This window comes from Pseudomonas sp. IT-P395 (genome assembly GCF_949767675.1).
Classification (GTDB): Bacteria; Pseudomonadota; Gammaproteobacteria; order Pseudomonadales; family Pseudomonadaceae; genus Aquipseudomonas.
This window is the reverse complement of the sequence record NZ_CATKPW010000058.1, coordinates 236,603-251,683: the sequence shown is the minus strand read 5'-3', so window position 1 is coordinate 251,683 and position 15,081 is coordinate 236,603. Positions and strand designations below refer to the sequence as shown.

Below are 15,081 nucleotides of genomic sequence, written 5' to 3'. Positions count from 1 at the left end.
TCTCCCTCCGGGAGAGGGCTAGGGTGAGGGGCTTTTGATTCTCCCGCCTTTCGTCACTATCCCCAAATATTCCTTGCCCGCCCGTGCCCGTTTCGGGTATCAATTTGTACATGATTAGACAGGTACGATTTGACAAGAAACAACGGGTGGTCGACGAACTCGTCCGGCGCATCGAGAGCGGCCTCATGGAGGACGGCTTTCTGTTGCCCGGCGAGCATCAGTTGGCTCAAGAATTCCAAGTCAGCCGAGGCACGCTGCGCGAAGCGCTGGCCGAACTGAAACGGCGTAACTACATCGCAACGCAAAGCGGCGTCGGTTCCATCGTCACTTTCGACGGTGTCGCCCTCGACCAGCGCAGCGGCTGGGCACAGGCCTTGGCCGATAGCGGGGCGATGATCAACACCGAAGTGCTGCGCCTGGAAGCCGTGACCCGGCCAGACCTGCTATCGCGGTTTGGCACTGACCAATTCATCACCCTCGACCGTCGCCGCCGCTCCAACGAAGGTACGCTGGTGTCCCTCGAACGCTCTTTGATGCCAGCGACCGGCGGCCTGGAAAGCCTGCCGCGCGTCGGCCTGATCGACAACTCCCTGACCATCACCCTGGCCGCGTACGGCTACATCGGCGAGCGCGGCGATCAATGGATCGGCGCCGAGCCGCTGAATGCCGAAGATGCTGAACTGCTCGGGCGCCCGGTCGGCACCGTTTTCCTCAAAGCGCTGCGCACTACCTACGACCGCCAGAACCGTTTCATGGAGCTGGTCGAAAGCCTGCTCGACCCGGTGCATTTCCGTCTGCACCTGCAATTTGGAGAATCGAAATGACCGCGCTCAACCGTGCCCTCGGCGCTTTCTATGGCCTGGCCCTCGGTGATGCGCTGGGCATGCCGACGCAATCGCTGAACCGCGAAACCATCAAGACCCGTTTCGGCCAGATCACCGATCTGCAGGACGCCGGTCCGTTGCAACCGATCGCCGCGAACATGCCCAAAGGTTCGATCACCGACGACACCGAACAGGCGATTCTGGTCGGCGAGTTGCTGATCGAAGGCAAGGGCCGCATCGAGCCGGCGATCCTCGCGCAACGCTTGATCGAGTGGGAAGCCGAGATGCAGGCCAAGGGCTCGCAGGATTTGCTCGGGCCGTCGACCAAGCGCGCCATTGAAATGATTCTCGCCGGCCATTCGCCGGAAGAAGCCGGGCGCTACGGCACCACCAACGGCGCGGCCATGCGCATCACGCCGGTGGGGATCGCGGCAGATGTTGCCGATCCTGAGCGCTTTATTGCGGCAGTGGTGCAGGCCTGTCAGGTGACCCACAACACCACGCTGGGGATTTCCAGTGCGGCGGCGGTAGCGGCGGTAGTGTCTGCTGGCATCAATGGCGTGGACTTGGGCGAGGCGCTCAACCTCGGCCAGCAAATCGCTCAGCAAGCCGAGGCGCACGGGCACTGGGTCGCCGGCGGGCGTATTGCCTCGCGGATCAGTTGGGCGCGCACCATCAGTGTTGATAGCGACAAGGCTTTACTGGCCGATCTGCTCTACGACGTGATCGGCACTTCGGTGGCGTCGCAGGAGTCGGTGGTGGTCTCGTTCGCACTGGCGCAGCAAGTGGCCGTCGGTGAGATGAGTGCGTTCGATGCGCTGTGCATGGCGGCGAGTCTGGGCGGCGACACTGACACCATCGCGGCGATTCTCGGGGCGATGCTGGGGGCCTGCCTGGGTCTTGAGTGTTGGCCTGGCGCGATGATCGAGACGGTGAAGGCCGTTAATCATCTGGAGCTTGAGCCGTTGGTGCAGGGGCTGTTGGCTTTGCGCTGATTGAACTGACGCCATCGCTGGCAAGCCAGCTCCCACAGGTTTTTGCTGTGAACACACTTTTGTGTACACCCCCGATCCCTGTGGGAGCTGGCTTGCCAGCGATAGGCGCAGCGCAATTTTCGAATTTTCAACCCGCAATGGATCGCGCAGACAGGCCGAGGAAGGCCGCGATGTCTTGTCGTTTTGCATCATTGCCACAACCACAAAAAAGGCAAACAGGAGCACCTTCATGAGTTCATCATCCGCCGGGCAAAGCGCCGGGCAACTGGAAACCCGCGGCATCGAGCCGGTGCCGGAAGCCGAGTGCAACGGCCATCCGCTGCAATTGTTCTGGGTCTGGTTCGCTGCCAACATCTCCATCCTCGGTCTGCCGCTGGGTGCCACGTTGGTCGCGTTTCGCGGGTTGGCGATCTGGCAGGCAATCATCGTCGCAATCATCGGTGCCGCCGGTTCGTTTGCCGTGGTCGGGATCATCTCGATTGCCGGCCGTCGTGGCCGCGCACCGAGCCTGACGTTGTCGCGAGCGATCTTCGGCGTGCGCGGCAATATCGGCCCGACACTGGTCTCGCTGATGTCGCGTCTGGGCTGGGAAACGGTCAACACCACCACCGCTGCATTCGTGCTGCTGTCGTTGTGCTCGATCCTGTTCGGCTCGCCGGTCGAAGCGAAAAGCGCGCCGATACTGACGCTGATCTTCATCGCCATTTTCGTTCTGCTGACCCTGTCGGTGTCCGGCCTCGGCCATGCGACCTTGCTGGTGATTCAGAAGTGGGCGACCTACGTCTTCGGTGCGCTGAACATTCTGGTCGGTGGCTTCCTCTGCGCGACCATCGACTGGAGCGCGGTGTTCAACGCCACGCCCGCGCCGATGAGCGCAATGATCATCGGTATCGGTACCATGGCTGCCGGCACCGGGATTGGTTGGGCCAATGCTGGCGCCGACATGTCGCGCTATCAGCATCGCAGCGTCAAGGCTGTGCGTCTGGTTGCGTCCGCCGCGTTCGGTGCGGGGATTCCGCTGGTGTTGCTGATCACCCTCGGCGGTTTGCTGTCGGTGGGCAATAACGATCTTGCTTCGGCGACTGACCCGATCGTGGCAATCCGCGACATGCTGCCAACCTGGATGGCGGTGCCGTACCTGATCACCGCATTCGGTGGCCTGTTGCTGTCGAACAACCTGTCGGTGTATTCCGCCGGTTTGACCACGCTGACCCTCGGCCTGAAGGTCAAACGCGTCTACGCGGTGGTGGTCGACATCGTTGCGATCTTCGCCGGTTCGATCTACTTCATGCTGATCGCCGACAGCTTCTACGGCCCGTTTATCACGTTCATTTCCCTGCTGGCGGTGCCGATCACCGCGTGGGTCGGGATCTTTGTCGTCGACTTGATTCACCGTCACTACTACAGCCCGAAAGACCTGCTCGACGTCAGCCCGAGCAGCGCCTATTGGTATCGCGGCGGCATCGAGTGGCGCGCGTTCGGCGCGTGGGCGATTGCCATCGTCCTCGGCTTCAGCTTCACCACCATCGGCACCACTGCCGAGAACGTCTGGTTCAAAGGCTTTCTGTCTGATTCGTGGCTGGGCCACAACGGCCTCGGCTGGATTGTGACCTTCGTCGTCGCTGGTGGGATTTACTTTGTACTGGGCGGGGCGAAAGATCGCCGCGCCACGCCAACCGAGAATGCTCATGCCTAAGATGTTGCACACCGGCCAGGTCATCATCGACCTGGTCATGGCCGTGGATAAACTGCCGCAGATTGGCGGTGACGTGCTCGCGCAGTCGGCCGGTTTCGAAGCCGGTGGCGGTTTCAATGTAATGGCAGCGGCGGTACGTAATGGCTTGCCGGTGGTTTATCTTGGCCGGCATGGCACCGGACGTTTCGGCGATCTGGCGCGTCAGGCGATGAATGCCGAGGGGATTCACATCGGCATCACCGAACCCGCAATGAAAGACACCGGTTTGTGTGTGGCGCTGACCGATGCGTCGGCCGAGCGCAGCTTTATTTCCTATATCGGCGCTGAAGGTGAAGTGACTGAAGAGGATTTGAACAGCGTCGCGGCCGAGGCGGGCGATTACGTTTATCTGAGCGGCTACAGCCTGCTCCACGAGGGTAAGGCGCAGGCGTTGCTCGATTGGACATTGGCGTTGCCGGCGACAATCAACGTGGTGTTCGATCCGGGCCCGTTGGTTGAATCACCGGACTCGCCGCTGATGAAAGCGTTGCTGCCGCGCATCGATGTGTGGACCAGCAACAGTGTTGAAGCGCTGCGGTTTACCGGCGCTGAGGATATTGGCGTGGCGCTGGATCGTCTCGCTGAGCATCTGCCCAACGAGGTGTTGATGGTGGTGCGCGACGGGCCGCAGGGTTGCTGGATTCAACAGGCCAACGAGCGTCGGCATGTGCCGGGGTTTGTCGTGAAAGCCGTGGACAGCAATGGCGCCGGTGATGCCCATGCCGGGGTGTTCGTCGCCGGATTGGCGCAGGGCTTGTCTGCCCATGAAGCAGCGCGGCGGGCGAATGCTGCAGCGGCGCTGGCGGTGACGCGCTGGGGGCCGGCGACTTCACCGGGTGCGACTGAAGTGGATGCGTTTTTCCGCGAGTCCGGCGGCGCCTGATCTACCGCCATCGCTGGCAAGCCAGCTCCCACAAGTTTTTTTGGTGAACACACATTTGTGTACACCCCGGTTCCTGTGGGAGCTGGCTTGCCAGCGATTAGGCCATCAGCCTCAAGTCAAAACTTGAATTGGCCGCTCGCCGCATCGGCAACGAGCGACCGCAGGACTACTGCAGATCCAGCTTGCGCGCCGCCTCAACGCCGGCGGCACTGAGCTTGATCGGCAGGTTCAACGAATGTTCGCCGGCCTCGTTGCAGGTCACATGACCATGGTGAATCAATCCGCGATCCTGCAGGGCGGCGAGGGCGCTGGCCACGACTTTCTCGCCCCGGTAATTGTCCAGCACCTCCTTGCCCAGACCACTCGGATGGGCGTGCAACAGACGGGTGAGGACTTCTTTTTCCAGGTTTTTATCGACGTTCATGGTTACCTCTTCATTGGATTGAATAGGACGCTCGCGTCGGCGAACTACTGGCCGGAGCCTTCGGAACCGGAGCCACCGGTGGTGGTTTTGGAACCGACGCCGGGGCCCGCGTTGTCTGGCGTGGCGGGGGCGTCGGGGGTGTTCATGCCGCCCTGACGACCCGGGTCACTGCCCTGAGTGCGCGGATCGGTGCCGGTGGCGGGCGGTTGATTGATCAACGGCACGCCCGAGCCATCGGTGTTCATGCCGGGGGCACTGTTGATGGCGGGTGCGCGGGGTGGGGTAGGATCGGTAGGGCCGGTGCCCGCAGCGGTGGCGGATGCGGCGAAAACCGCAGGGCAGAGCAGGGCGCTGAATATGAAAGCGGTCAACCTTGACGGGATCATAGGGCTTCTCCAGTGATTGGAATCCTTACCTGTCGTTGGTCTGCCCTCGGATTGGATTGGTGCCTGATGAACGACGAACGGTCTGGATTGCCTGCGCCGATTTCAGACTGATCCGTCGCCAGAGCAAGCGGCCAAGGGTGATCAGCCAGTTGGCCAACGCGACGAGCAATACCGTCAAAAGCAGCGTGCTCATGCCGTGCTCGACGATGATTTTCCCGGCCAATAGCGGGAAACCAAATACACCGATGAAGTACGAAAGACTGAACAGCAACAACGCCTGCGATGTGGTGCCGGCCGGTGCTTCGTTGGCGGCGAGGCCGTTGATCACCGAATAGGTCAGGCCATAACCGACGCCGAGCATCAGCGCCGCCAACAGATAGCTGAATCCGCTGTGCACACCGAACGCGAACAGCACAATCGAACCCAGCATCAGTCCCGACAGCAGGCACGATGCGCGTAATGGATCACGCTTGACGACATATCCCGAGATCAGCATCCGACTGCTGATCGCGGCACTCATGAAACCGAGAAAGAACAACGAATAATCCAGCGAGCGCGCCGCCGCGTAACTGGTCTGAAAACTCGACAGACCGCCGAATACGCAGCCGCCGAGACCAACCATGATGATCGCAAACAGCGCTCGTGAACCGAGCACTTGAGTGGTCGCTTGCCAGGTGATTCTCGCGGCAGACGTGGCTTGTGTGCTTTTCAATCGAGCACCGAGATGCCAGAACAGCAGCACACCGATCAGGCTTGCCAGCGCCGCCAGATAAAACGCCGAGGTCACTGGCAACCCCAAGGCACTGGCTGCACGCCCGAGTAATGGGCCGCTGCCAATGCCGGTCATCATGCTGCCCGAGAGCAGCGCGAACTACTTGGCCCGCTGCGCCGGCGTCACCAGACTGGCGACGATGATCGGCCCCAGGGTGTAGAAAACACCCCAGCCCAATCCCAGTAACAAACCGTAAAACAACAACAGATGACCAAACCCCGGCGTCAGCGCAAAGCCCAGACTCGCCGCGACCAGCAACAGCCCGAACAGTGCAATCGAGCGCGCCGCGCCGAGCCAGTCCGACAGATGCCCGGACATCAGCACCGCGACAAATGTACTGAGCATCGCCGCCGAAATCACACTGCCGGCATCGTGCTCATTGCCGCCGCGAGAGCCGATCAACAACGACAGCAAAAACGTCGAACCATAGGACAGCGACAGCAGATAACTGGCGAGACAGAACAGGCCGAACAGCTTGCCTGGCACGGGGGTTGGGGCTTGGGACATGACGCGGTTCCTTGACCGGAAAAATCAGCGTCGTCTGTTTAACATGTCGGGCCGGCGGGTTAGGTCTGAGCTTGGCGAAGTCAGGATCACTGCACGCCGGAGTAATGCTCAAGCGATGCCGATCTCCTCCTTGAATTGCTCCATGAAACCCTTCAGACGATGATGACGGACCTGCGCCAGACGCTGGCCGGCGGCAGTCTGGAAACCGTCGGCGAGGTGCAGCAGTTTGGTCTGAAAATGATCGAGGCAAAACCGCTTGTCGTCGTAGTCGCGCTGTTTCGCTTCGGGATCCTGCGGGTCGTACAGCGCCGAGCCCATGCGCCCGGCGATGTAGAACGTACGGGCGACGCCGAGCATGCCCAGCGAGTCGAGGCGGTCGGCGTCCTGGACGATTTTCGCTTCGAGGGTGCGCGGAGTGATGTTGGCGGAGAAGCTGTGGGCTTCGATGGCGTGGGCGACGGCCGCGATTTTTTCTTCGGGCCAGTTCAGATCGGCCAGCACTGACGAAGCTTTATCTGCCGCCAGCCGCGAAGCCTGCGAACGCAGCGGTGAATTCTTCTCGACGGACACGCAATCGTGCAAGAGCACGGCGGCCAACAGCACCTCAAGATCTCCACTTTCTTCTTCATGCAACGTACGCACGTTGTGCCAGACGCGCTGCAAGTGGGCGAGGTCGTGGGCGCCGTCGTCGGACGGCTCCAATGCATGCGGCAGCAACTCTGCTGCCAGTGCCTCCACGGGTGTAAAAAACTCACGGTTCATAAGCATCCTTTCAGATTGTCGAAGTCCCTGTGTGGGAGCGAGCCTGCTCGCGAATGCTGTCTGTCAATCAACAATGCAGCTGACTGAAAGGACGCTTTCGCGAGCAAGCCCCCACAGGGAACTGCAATGTTTGTAACAGTGCGCAGGGTAGTGTGTGTTTTGCCATGTGACGAGCGCCGCGCACGGCCTTAGTATGGCGTTTTCCTTTTCCGACAAGGCCCGTCCATGACGATCGAAATCCGCCCGGCGACCCCCAGCGATGCCCCGCAAATCCTCGCCTTCATCACTGAACTCGCCGATTTCGAAAAGGCCCGCCACGAAGTCATCGCCAGCGTTGCCGACATCGAACGCAGCCTGTTTGGCGAAGGCGCCACCGCCCACGGTTTGATCTGCCTGCGCGACGAGCTGCCAATCGGTTTTGCCGTGTTCTTCTTCAGCTACTCGACCTGGCTGGGCAGCAACTGCCTGTACCTCGAAGACCTCTACATCACCCCGGATCAACGCGGCGGCGGTGCCGGCAAAACCTTGTTGCGCCATCTGGCGAAAATCGCCTGCGACAACGACTGCGGCCGCTTCGAATGGAGCGTGCTCGACTGGAACACGCCGGCGATCGAATTCTACAAATCCCTCGGCGCGCAACCTCAGGAAGAGTGGGTGCGCTATCGCATGGATGGCAAGGTCTTGCGCGAGTTCGCCGAGGGCTGATCAACAATGATGGCGATTCAGTGTTAATTCGATTGTCGGTACCGCTCTAGTTCGGCATTCTACGCGCCATTTTTGCGCACTCACGGACGACACCTGCAATGCCTCTGGCACAATTTCTCCACGCCCGTGGAGCCTTCGCTGCGTCAACGAGTGACCGGCGATGAGCGGACTACGGGCGTCAATGCGTCTGTATGGCCTGGTGAAGAACTCAGGCTCAAGCGACAACCCCCAGCGTCAACCGGTCGATATTCTCTGTACGACGAACAGCACGGGTGGCACTGCCATTCGTGCGTTCGTGTCACGCCTTGATGCCGAGTTGATGAGCCGCAGTGCCGGGCTCGCCGATTACCGCGTGATACCGCTGCGCACCTTCGATCCGACGGCGTTTATCGACGCTCATCAAGGCTGGCTGACGCTGCACGTCTGTTGCGGTTTCGTCGCCCCTGTCGGGCATTCGCTGCTCAAGGACCGCGGGTTGATGCCGATGGGCTGGTACGTCTATTCCGAGATCGGCCAGTGGACGGCCCAGCATCATCTCGACCTCGGCGCACAGATGGCTGAACTGCTGCAATCGACTTACGAGCGTAATCACCTGCGCCACTACAACGCCTGGCTCAACGAACTCGACGACGCCTCGCCGGCTGAACTGGCATGGCAAACCGACGAAGCCTGGCGACACCTGCAAACCGCCGCATCACCCGCCAGCCGTGAGCATTGCCACGCCCTGTTCGACCCCGTCGACAACCGCTGGCGCTTCGCCGCGACCGACATCGATATTCATCAGCTGCACCCGGAACCTCTGAAGCAAGGAGCTTTGAATTGAGTGGTAAACCCGCTGCACGCGTCACCGACCCGACCGCCTGCCCATTGCCAGGCCATAGCACCAACCCGATTGTTTCCGGCTCGCCGAACGTCTTCTTCGACGGCCTCGCCGCCGCGCGCATGACCGATAAATCGGCGTGCGGCAGTCCGATTACCGGGGCCGTTTCCGGCACCGTTTTCATCAACGGCTTGAATGCCGCGACGCTCGACAGCACCGGCGGCCACGGCAATGTTGTGGTCGGTGGTTCGGGGACTGTGATTATTGGCCAGAGTGGCGGCGGGGCAGCGTTTAGCGGGTTGTTGCCGATGCCAGTGCATTTTACGGACAGGTTGCAAGTGGTTAATGAAGCAACTGGCGAGCCCGTGCCCGATCATCCCTATGTGATTCAACGGGGCGATGGCAGCATGGAACATGGGATCACCAATGAGCAGGGCTTTACTCATATGGTCAGCTCTCATTTGGCCGAAACCATAAAACTGTTTGTAGAGTGATCGAAATGGAAGTCGCAAACCCTGCACTCAAAGATTGCAAAAACGAGGTGGTGAGTCATGAGTTGACTTGCAAAACCGACCAGACTGTAAAAGCTGTGGCAATCAAAATCAAAAAAATCGTCGTGTTTTTCATCGGCGGTGCTGGAGACAAGGAACCGTATTATCAAGATCAACCACCTCACGGTAACGTAACCAGTGCGCAGGTTTTATTGCCTAAAAAATTCAGCGACGCGCAAATTGGAAAAATAAAGTCGGTGTACCTTAGTTATAAGGATGTGCGCGGCAAGAAAGACATAGAAAAGTATGTGCTGAGTTATCTGAAAGGTGATAAATCAATTTATATAAGTATCGTCGGTCACAGTCTGGGAGGATGGAACGGCGCTCATCTGGCAGCCATACTCAAAGAACAGGGATTTACGGTTAAGTCCTTGGTCACGCTTGATCCAGTGGGCGGCGGACTGGGTGTCTGGCTGATTTCAGACATTTACGCCACCACCCCGAAGCCTGGTGCAGAGTACTGGATCAATATATTGGCTGCACCGGCGAAACCCAATCAGTCCGATGATGTCGCCGAGATGGGAGAACGCTGGGTCATGAGCTCGGGTCCTGATATCAATAAAGCGGTAGACACCAACCACGAAGATGCAGGCGTAATGTTCAAGGCGAGGATTCTTGGCGAACAGTCCGCATGTGATCTCATCGCTGAAAAAATGATCAAATATCTGGAGTCTTGACATGCGAGTGTTGCTTGCAATTCTAGTTCTTTGTTTGTGTGCTTCGTGCGCAAAAAGAGTGCCATTACCAGAGACCGAAATTGAATTTGTTTCTGTTACCAAGTCTGGACACAGTGCTCTTCTGGATGTTCGCTTCAGTTCAATGACTGATCTGTTGCGATTCTTCGAGATCAATGCCGGCCAACATCAGGTCGGCAATGCCTTGATCTGTTCAATGGATGAGAGTGGCTTCTTCGAAACAAAACAGGACCTGACCCGGTATCTCGAAGGGGAGGTCGTCGCGGTATTAAATGAATCTGCTGCGGGGCCATATGTGTATTCGGCTGAGGTCTCTGCGGTGCATACACCGGACGGTGGAACGCTGAGTACGTACTTCAATAAAAAACAACTGTTGATGGTATTGAGCGCGCGTCAGGTCGTGGCATGTAAATTCAGGACTGCTGCCTACGCTTACGGTCCGTATTACTCAAAATCAATGAATATTCCTGCCAGTGTTTTCGTTCAGGCGATAGAGCGTCAGTAGTGATATTGATAACGGTGAATCACGGATCTGTTCGAGGAGAGTGGGTAGATGTGATCATCCCAAAATATGGGATGTAAAATTACATATTGAGATTTAGCGCCTGAGAGGTCTATAGTCCGTCGCACTCACTGCCAAAAACAAAACAGGTGAAGCGATGCTGGCGCAATTGATCGCGCTCGACTGGGGGACGACCTCATTACGTGCTTACAAACTCGCGACGGGCGGTGTGGTGCTGGAGCAGCGCGCGCTGTCGTCCGGGATCATGCAGCTGCCCAAGACCCCGCGAAACATCAACGGTGGCGAATGCACCGATGGTTTTGAATTGGCGTTCGACGAGGCGTGCGGCGACTGGCTCGATGCGCAGCCGGACCTGCCGGTGATTGCCTGCGGGATGGTCGGTAGTGCGCAGGGCTGGCGTGAAGCAGCCTACTGCGAGACGCCGGCGAACGTCGCCAATCTCGGAAATTCCCTACAAATAGTTGTCAGCCTGCGCGGCACCGTGGTGCATATCGTGCCGGGGGTGATCCAGCGTTCGCGTCTACCGAACGTGATGCGTGGCGAAGAAACCCAAGTGCTCGGTGTGCTGCAGAATCTGCCGATTGAGGCGGGTGCCGATCTGTTGATCGGTCTGCCGGGCAGTCACTCGAAATGGGTCGACGTGGTCGATGGCTGCATCACTCATTTCGATACCTTCATGACCGGTGAAGCGTTCGCCGTGCTCAGTGAACACAGCATTCTCGGTCGCACCCAAAAACACAGTGCGACATTCGATGCTCTGGCGTTTGACCGTGGCGTGCAGGTTGCGCAGTCTGCAGATGGCGAGCTCGGCGTGCTGTCGACCTTGTTCAGCGCCCGTACCCTGGGCCTGACCGGCGAACTCAGCCCGACCGCGCAGGCGGATTATCTGTCCGGCCTGATGATCGGCCATGAACTGGCGGCGCTCGCCACGGTTCAGCGACGTCGTCGCAACAACCCGAATCTCCCTTCGATCATCCTCATCGGCAACGCGCAACTCTGTGCGCGATACAGCCGTGCCCTCGATGCCTGCGGTTTCGCCAACGTGACGCTGGCCGAGCAGGCCACCGAGCGTGGCCTGTGGCAACTGGCGCTGGCCGCCGGACTGATCGATTCCTCATCCCGTTAACCCTGACTGGAGGCCTGACATGCTCAAGCAAGCATTGGCGCAAAACGGTCTGATCGCGATTCTGCGTGGCCTGCATCCGCAGGAAGCTGCCGCTGTCGGAGAAGTCCTGTATGCGGCCGGATTTCGCGTCATCGAAGTACCGCTCAATTCCCCTTCGCCGTACGAAAGTATCCGCATTTTGCGTACGACCTTGCCCGCCGATTGCCTGATTGGTGCCGGCACAGTGTTGACCCCGGAACAGGTCGAGTTGGTGAAAGAGGCCGGCGGGCAAGTGATCGTCATGCCGCACAGCGACGCCAAAGTGTTGCGCGCGGCGAAAGCGGCGGGGCTGTTCCTGTCGCCGGGCGTTGCCACACCGACCGAAGCGTTCGCGGCGCTGGCGGAGGGCGCGGACATTCTCAAGCTGTTCCCGGCCGAGCAGATGGGCCCGGCGGTCGTCAAAGCCTGGCTTGCGGTGTTGCCGGCGGGGACGGTGCTGGCGCCGGTCGGCGGTATCACGCCGGACAACATGCAGGCGTTTATCGACGCTGGCGTGAAGGGTTTCGGTCTCGGCTCCGGTCTGTTCAAACCAGGCATGACGGCGGAGCAGGTGGCGGTGAATGCCAAGGCCTACGTGGCCGCGTGGAAGGCCCTTCGCTAAGACTTTTTTGGCGCTGCGTGCGCTACATCTATAAGAGAGACAAAAAGATGAAAATCACCAAACTCACCACCTTCATCGTCCCGCCGCGCTGGTGCTTTCTCAAGGTCGAAACCGATGAGGGCGTGACCGGTTGGGGCGAGCCTGTGGTCGAAGGCCGCGCCCACACCGTTGCGGCTGCCGTCGAAGAATTGTCCGACTACCTGATCGGCAAAGACCCACGCAACATCGAAGACATCTGGACCGTGCTGTATCGCGGCGGTTTCTACCGTGGCGGCGCCATCCACATGAGCGCACTGGCCGGTATCGATCAGGCGCTGTGGGACATCAAGGGCAAGGCCCTCGGGGTGTCGGTGAGTGATCTGCTCGGTGGTCAGGTGCGCGACAAGATTCGTGTGTATTCATGGATCGGTGGTGACCGTCCAGCCGATACCGCGCGTGCGGCGAAAGAGGCGGTGAGCCGTGGTTTTACTGCGGTGAAAATGAACGGCACCGAAGAACTGCAATTCCTCGATACCTTCGAGAAAGTCGATCTGGCGCTGGCTAACGTTGCCGCCGTGCGTGACGCGGTCGGGCCGAACGTCGGTATCGGCGTCGACTTCCATGGCCGGGTGCACAAGCCGATGGCCAAGGTGCTGATGAAGGAACTCGATCCGTACAAATTGATGTTTATCGAAGAGCCGGTGCTCAGCGAAAACTACGAAGCGTTGAAAGAGCTGGCGCCGCTGACCAGCACGCCGATTGCTCTCGGTGAGCGGCTGTTCTCGCGTTGGGACTTTAAACGCGTGTTGAGCGAAGGCTACGTCGACATCATCCAACCGGATGCTTCCCACGCCGGCGGCATCACCGAAACCCGCAAGATCGCCAACATGGCCGAAGCCTACGACGTCGCGCTGGCGCTGCATTGCCCGCTGGGGCCGATTGCGCTGGCGGCGTGTTTGCAACTGGACGCGGCTTGTTACAACGCGTTTATCCAGGAGCAGAGCCTGGGCATCCATTACAACGAGAGCAATGACTTGCTCGACTACGTGAAGGATCCGCGGGTGTTCGATTACGACAAAGGTTTTGTGAAGATTCCGAACGGACCGGGCCTGGGTATCGAGATCAACGAGGAATACGTGATCGAGCGCGCGGCGGTCGGCCACCGCTGGCGCAACCCGATCTGGCGTCATGCCGATGGCAGCTTTGCCGAGTGGTGAGTACTGCCTGACACACCCGATGAGATCGTCCCCACGCTCTGCGTGGGAATGCCTCAATGGACGTTCTGCGTCCGCTTTGGGACGCAGAGCGTCCCGGGCTGCATTCCCACGCAGAGCGTGGGAACGATCAGGCCTCAGGCCGACCTCAATAAACATAAAAAGAGGCTCTCCCCATGCAACCGCAAACCCTCACCGGGCAGGCGTCTTTAGTCACGCCTAGCCGTAAGCGGTTTTTCATCATGGTGTTGCTGTTTATCACCGTGGTCATCAACTACCTCGACCGCAGCAACCTGTCGATTGCCGCACCCGCGCTGACCAGTGATCTGGGTATCGACCCGATTCACGTCGGCCTGATTTTCTCCGCGTTCGGCTGGACCTACGCCGCCATGCAGATCCCCGGCGGCTGGCTGGTTGATCGTGTGCCGCCGCGCATTCTTTACAGCGTCGCATTGCTGCTCTGGTCGATTGCTACGGTGATGCTCGGTTTCGCCGCCAGTTTCATTGCTTTGTTCGTATTGCGCATGGCGGTCGGAGCGCTGGAAGCGCCGGCCTATCCGATCAACAGCCGCGTGGTGACGACGTGGTTTCCCGAACGCGAGCGTGCCACGGCGATTGGTTTTTACACGTCGGGGCAGTTCGTCGGTCTGGCATTTCTGACCCCGGTACTCGCTTGGCTGCAACACGAATTTGGCTGGCACATGGTCTTCGTTGCCACCGGCGCGGTCGGCATCATCTGGGCAGCAATCTGGTACGCGGTGTATCGCGAGCCACGGGATTTCAAAGGCGCCAACGAAGCGGAAATCGACTTGATCCGCGAGGGCGGTGGCCTCGTTGATATTCAGCAGGAAACGGCCAAGGTCAAAGCCAAATTCAGCTGGACCGATCTCGGTATCGTTCTGACCAAACGCAAGTTGTGGGGCATCTACCTCGGCCAGTTCTGCCTGAACTCAACGTTGTGGTTTTTCCTGACGTGGTTCCCGACTTATCTGGTGAAGTATCGCGGCATGGACTTCATCAAGTCAGGCCTGTTGGCGTCGCTACCGTTTCTCGCCGCGTTCATTGGTGTGCTGTGTTCAGGGTTCTTTTCCGACTTCCTGATTCGTCGCGGCTACACCGTCGGCTTTGCGCGCAAGTTGCCGATCATTGGCGGGCTGCTGATTTCCACCTCGATCATCGGTGCCAACTTCGTTGAATCGACGCCGCTGGTGATTGCCTTTCTGGCGCTGGCCTTTTTTGGCAACGGCCTGGCTTCGATCACTTGGTCGCTGGTCTCGACCTTGGCACCGGCGCGTTTGCTCGGGCTGACCGGAGGAGTGTTCAACTTCATCGGCAACCTGTCGGCAATTGCCACGCCGATCGTCATCGGCTTCCTCGCCAGCGGCGATTCGTTCGCGCCGGCGATCACCTACATCGCGGTTCTCGCATTGATCGGTGCCTTGTCCTACGTGTTGCTGGTCGGCAAGGTCGAGCGTATCGAGTTGTAGTGGTCTGCGTCGGGCGACCATAATGCCGCCCGTTCCCTCGCTCAACGGTAAAA

The 15,081-nt window shown here is 59.4% G+C and carries 16 protein-coding genes and 1 pseudogene; 13 read left to right on the top strand and 4 right to left on the bottom strand.

What is annotated here, in order from left to right; translation table 11 throughout:
* Positions 1–110: 110 nt before the first annotated feature.
* The 4 genes from ACM6IN_RS24855 to ACM6IN_RS24840 all read left to right on the top strand — a co-directional run bounded on the left by ACM6IN_RS24855 (position 111) and on the right by ACM6IN_RS24840 (position 4,437).
* Positions 111–824, top strand: a complete 714-nt coding sequence (locus ACM6IN_RS24855; RefSeq protein WP_007908297.1) for a GntR family transcriptional regulator — start codon at positions 111–113, stop codon at positions 822–824.
* Positions 821–1,819 (top strand): ADP-ribosylglycohydrolase family protein, encoded by a 999-nt coding sequence (locus ACM6IN_RS24850; protein ID WP_414916862.1) that lies wholly within the window; start codon positions 821–823, stop codon positions 1,817–1,819. The genes ACM6IN_RS24855 and ACM6IN_RS24850 overlap by 4 nt, the downstream gene beginning before the upstream one ends.
* A gap of 229 nt (positions 1,820–2,048) precedes the next feature.
* Positions 2,049–3,515 carry a purine-cytosine permease family protein gene (locus tag ACM6IN_RS24845; protein ID WP_414916861.1) on the top strand — a complete coding sequence of 489 codons (1,467 nt, stop codon included), beginning with the start codon at positions 2,049–2,051 and terminating at the stop codon, positions 3,513–3,515.
* Positions 3,508–4,437 carry a PfkB family carbohydrate kinase gene (locus ACM6IN_RS24840; protein WP_123375479.1) on the top strand — a complete coding sequence of 310 codons (930 nt, stop codon included), beginning with the start codon at positions 3,508–3,510 and terminating at the stop codon, positions 4,435–4,437. The genes ACM6IN_RS24845 and ACM6IN_RS24840 overlap by 8 nt, the downstream gene beginning before the upstream one ends.
* A gap of 166 nt (positions 4,438–4,603) precedes the next feature.
* Here the strand turns inward: ACM6IN_RS24840 and ACM6IN_RS24835 are convergent, their stop codons facing one another.
* The 4 genes and pseudogenes from ACM6IN_RS24835 to ACM6IN_RS24820 all read right to left on the bottom strand — a co-directional run bounded on the left by ACM6IN_RS24835 (position 4,604) and on the right by ACM6IN_RS24820 (position 7,288).
* Complete coding sequence (locus ACM6IN_RS24835) at positions 4,604–4,861, bottom strand: hypothetical protein (protein ID WP_016986009.1); 258 nt, start codon at positions 4,859–4,861, stop codon at positions 4,604–4,606.
* A 44-nt stretch (positions 4,862–4,905) separates the two neighbouring features.
* Entirely contained in the window at positions 4,906–5,247 is a 342-nt protein-coding gene (locus ACM6IN_RS24830) for a hypothetical protein (protein WP_123375480.1), read from the bottom strand.
* A 25-nt stretch (positions 5,248–5,272) separates the two neighbouring features.
* Positions 5,273–6,526, bottom strand: a pseudogene (locus tag ACM6IN_RS24825) (MFS transporter).
* A 108-nt stretch (positions 6,527–6,634) separates the two neighbouring features.
* Positions 6,635–7,288, bottom strand: coding sequence for an HD domain-containing protein (locus tag ACM6IN_RS24820; RefSeq protein WP_414916860.1), 654 nt, complete (start codon positions 7,286–7,288; stop codon positions 6,635–6,637).
* Between the two features lie 225 nt (positions 7,289–7,513).
* Here ACM6IN_RS24820 and ACM6IN_RS24815 point away from each other — a divergent pair, with 225 nt between their 5' ends.
* The 9 genes from ACM6IN_RS24815 (at position 7,514) to ACM6IN_RS24775 (ending at position 15,028) form a co-directional block, all read left to right on the top strand.
* Positions 7,514–7,993: a GNAT family N-acetyltransferase gene (locus ACM6IN_RS24815; RefSeq protein WP_414916859.1), complete on the top strand. Its 480-nt coding sequence runs from the start codon at positions 7,514–7,516 to the stop codon at positions 7,991–7,993.
* 160 nt (positions 7,994–8,153) lie between these two features.
* Positions 8,154–8,816 (top strand): hypothetical protein, encoded by a 663-nt coding sequence (locus ACM6IN_RS24810; protein ID WP_414916858.1) that lies wholly within the window; start codon positions 8,154–8,156, stop codon positions 8,814–8,816.
* Positions 8,813–9,307, top strand: a complete 495-nt coding sequence (locus ACM6IN_RS24805) for a PAAR domain-containing protein (RefSeq protein WP_414916857.1) — start codon at positions 8,813–8,815, stop codon at positions 9,305–9,307. Before ACM6IN_RS24810 ends, ACM6IN_RS24805 begins: the two co-directional genes overlap by 4 nt.
* A 5-nt stretch (positions 9,308–9,312) precedes the next feature.
* Positions 9,313–10,041: a hypothetical protein gene (locus ACM6IN_RS24800; protein ID WP_007908319.1), complete on the top strand. Its 729-nt coding sequence runs from the start codon at positions 9,313–9,315 to the stop codon at positions 10,039–10,041.
* Position 10,042: 1 nt separating this feature from the next.
* Positions 10,043–10,564 (top strand): hypothetical protein, encoded by a 522-nt coding sequence (locus ACM6IN_RS24795; protein ID WP_007908321.1) that lies wholly within the window; start codon positions 10,043–10,045, stop codon positions 10,562–10,564.
* A 154-nt stretch (positions 10,565–10,718) separates the two neighbouring features.
* The gene (locus ACM6IN_RS24790; RefSeq protein ID WP_414916856.1) at positions 10,719–11,708 is read left to right on the top strand and encodes a 2-dehydro-3-deoxygalactonokinase; all 990 of its coding nucleotides are present in this window, start codon (positions 10,719–10,721) and stop codon (positions 11,706–11,708) included.
* A gap of 19 nt (positions 11,709–11,727) precedes the next feature.
* On the top strand, positions 11,728–12,348 hold the full coding sequence (locus tag ACM6IN_RS24785) for a 2-dehydro-3-deoxy-6-phosphogalactonate aldolase (RefSeq protein ID WP_095112896.1): 621 nt from the start codon (positions 11,728–11,730) through the stop codon (positions 12,346–12,348).
* 47 nt (positions 12,349–12,395) lie between these two features.
* The gene (gene dgoD / locus ACM6IN_RS24780) at positions 12,396–13,544 is read left to right on the top strand and encodes a galactonate dehydratase (protein ID WP_007908327.1); all 1,149 of its coding nucleotides are present in this window, start codon (positions 12,396–12,398) and stop codon (positions 13,542–13,544) included.
* A 173-nt stretch (positions 13,545–13,717) separates the two neighbouring features.
* Positions 13,718–15,028 (top strand): MFS transporter, encoded by a 1,311-nt coding sequence (locus tag ACM6IN_RS24775; protein ID WP_123375485.1) that lies wholly within the window; start codon positions 13,718–13,720, stop codon positions 15,026–15,028.
* Positions 15,029–15,081: the final 53 nt, after the last annotated feature.

Excerpts from the sequence above, each read along its gene's own strand:
- ACM6IN_RS24855 (WP_007908297.1), top strand. The coding sequence starts at position 111 with ATGATTAGACAGGTACGATTTGACAAGAAACAACGGGTGGTCGACGAA.
- ACM6IN_RS24850 (WP_414916862.1), top strand. The coding sequence starts at position 821 with ATGACCGCGCTCAACCGTGCCCTCGGCGCTTTCTATGGCCTGGCCCTC.
- ACM6IN_RS24845 (WP_414916861.1), top strand. The coding sequence starts at position 2,049 with ATGAGTTCATCATCCGCCGGGCAAAGCGCCGGGCAACTGGAAACCCGC.
- ACM6IN_RS24840 (WP_123375479.1), top strand. The coding sequence starts at position 3,508 with ATGCCTAAGATGTTGCACACCGGCCAGGTCATCATCGACCTGGTCATG.
- ACM6IN_RS24835 (WP_016986009.1), bottom strand. The coding sequence starts at position 4,861 with ATGAACGTCGATAAAAACCTGGAAAAAGAAGTCCTCACCCGTCTGTTG.
- ACM6IN_RS24830 (WP_123375480.1), bottom strand. The coding sequence starts at position 5,247 with ATGATCCCGTCAAGGTTGACCGCTTTCATATTCAGCGCCCTGCTCTGC.
- ACM6IN_RS24820 (WP_414916860.1), bottom strand. The coding sequence starts at position 7,288 with ATGAACCGTGAGTTTTTTACACCCGTGGAGGCACTGGCAGCAGAGTTG.
- ACM6IN_RS24815 (WP_414916859.1), top strand. The coding sequence starts at position 7,514 with ATGACGATCGAAATCCGCCCGGCGACCCCCAGCGATGCCCCGCAAATC.
- ACM6IN_RS24810 (WP_414916858.1), top strand. The coding sequence starts at position 8,154 with ATGAGCGGACTACGGGCGTCAATGCGTCTGTATGGCCTGGTGAAGAAC.
- ACM6IN_RS24800 (WP_007908319.1), top strand. The coding sequence starts at position 9,313 with ATGGAAGTCGCAAACCCTGCACTCAAAGATTGCAAAAACGAGGTGGTG.
- ACM6IN_RS24795 (WP_007908321.1), top strand. The coding sequence starts at position 10,043 with ATGCGAGTGTTGCTTGCAATTCTAGTTCTTTGTTTGTGTGCTTCGTGC.
- ACM6IN_RS24790 (WP_414916856.1), top strand. The coding sequence starts at position 10,719 with ATGCTGGCGCAATTGATCGCGCTCGACTGGGGGACGACCTCATTACGT.
- ACM6IN_RS24785 (WP_095112896.1), top strand. The coding sequence starts at position 11,728 with ATGCTCAAGCAAGCATTGGCGCAAAACGGTCTGATCGCGATTCTGCGT.
- dgoD (WP_007908327.1), top strand. The coding sequence starts at position 12,396 with ATGAAAATCACCAAACTCACCACCTTCATCGTCCCGCCGCGCTGGTGC.
- ACM6IN_RS24775 (WP_123375485.1), top strand. The coding sequence starts at position 13,718 with ATGCAACCGCAAACCCTCACCGGGCAGGCGTCTTTAGTCACGCCTAGC.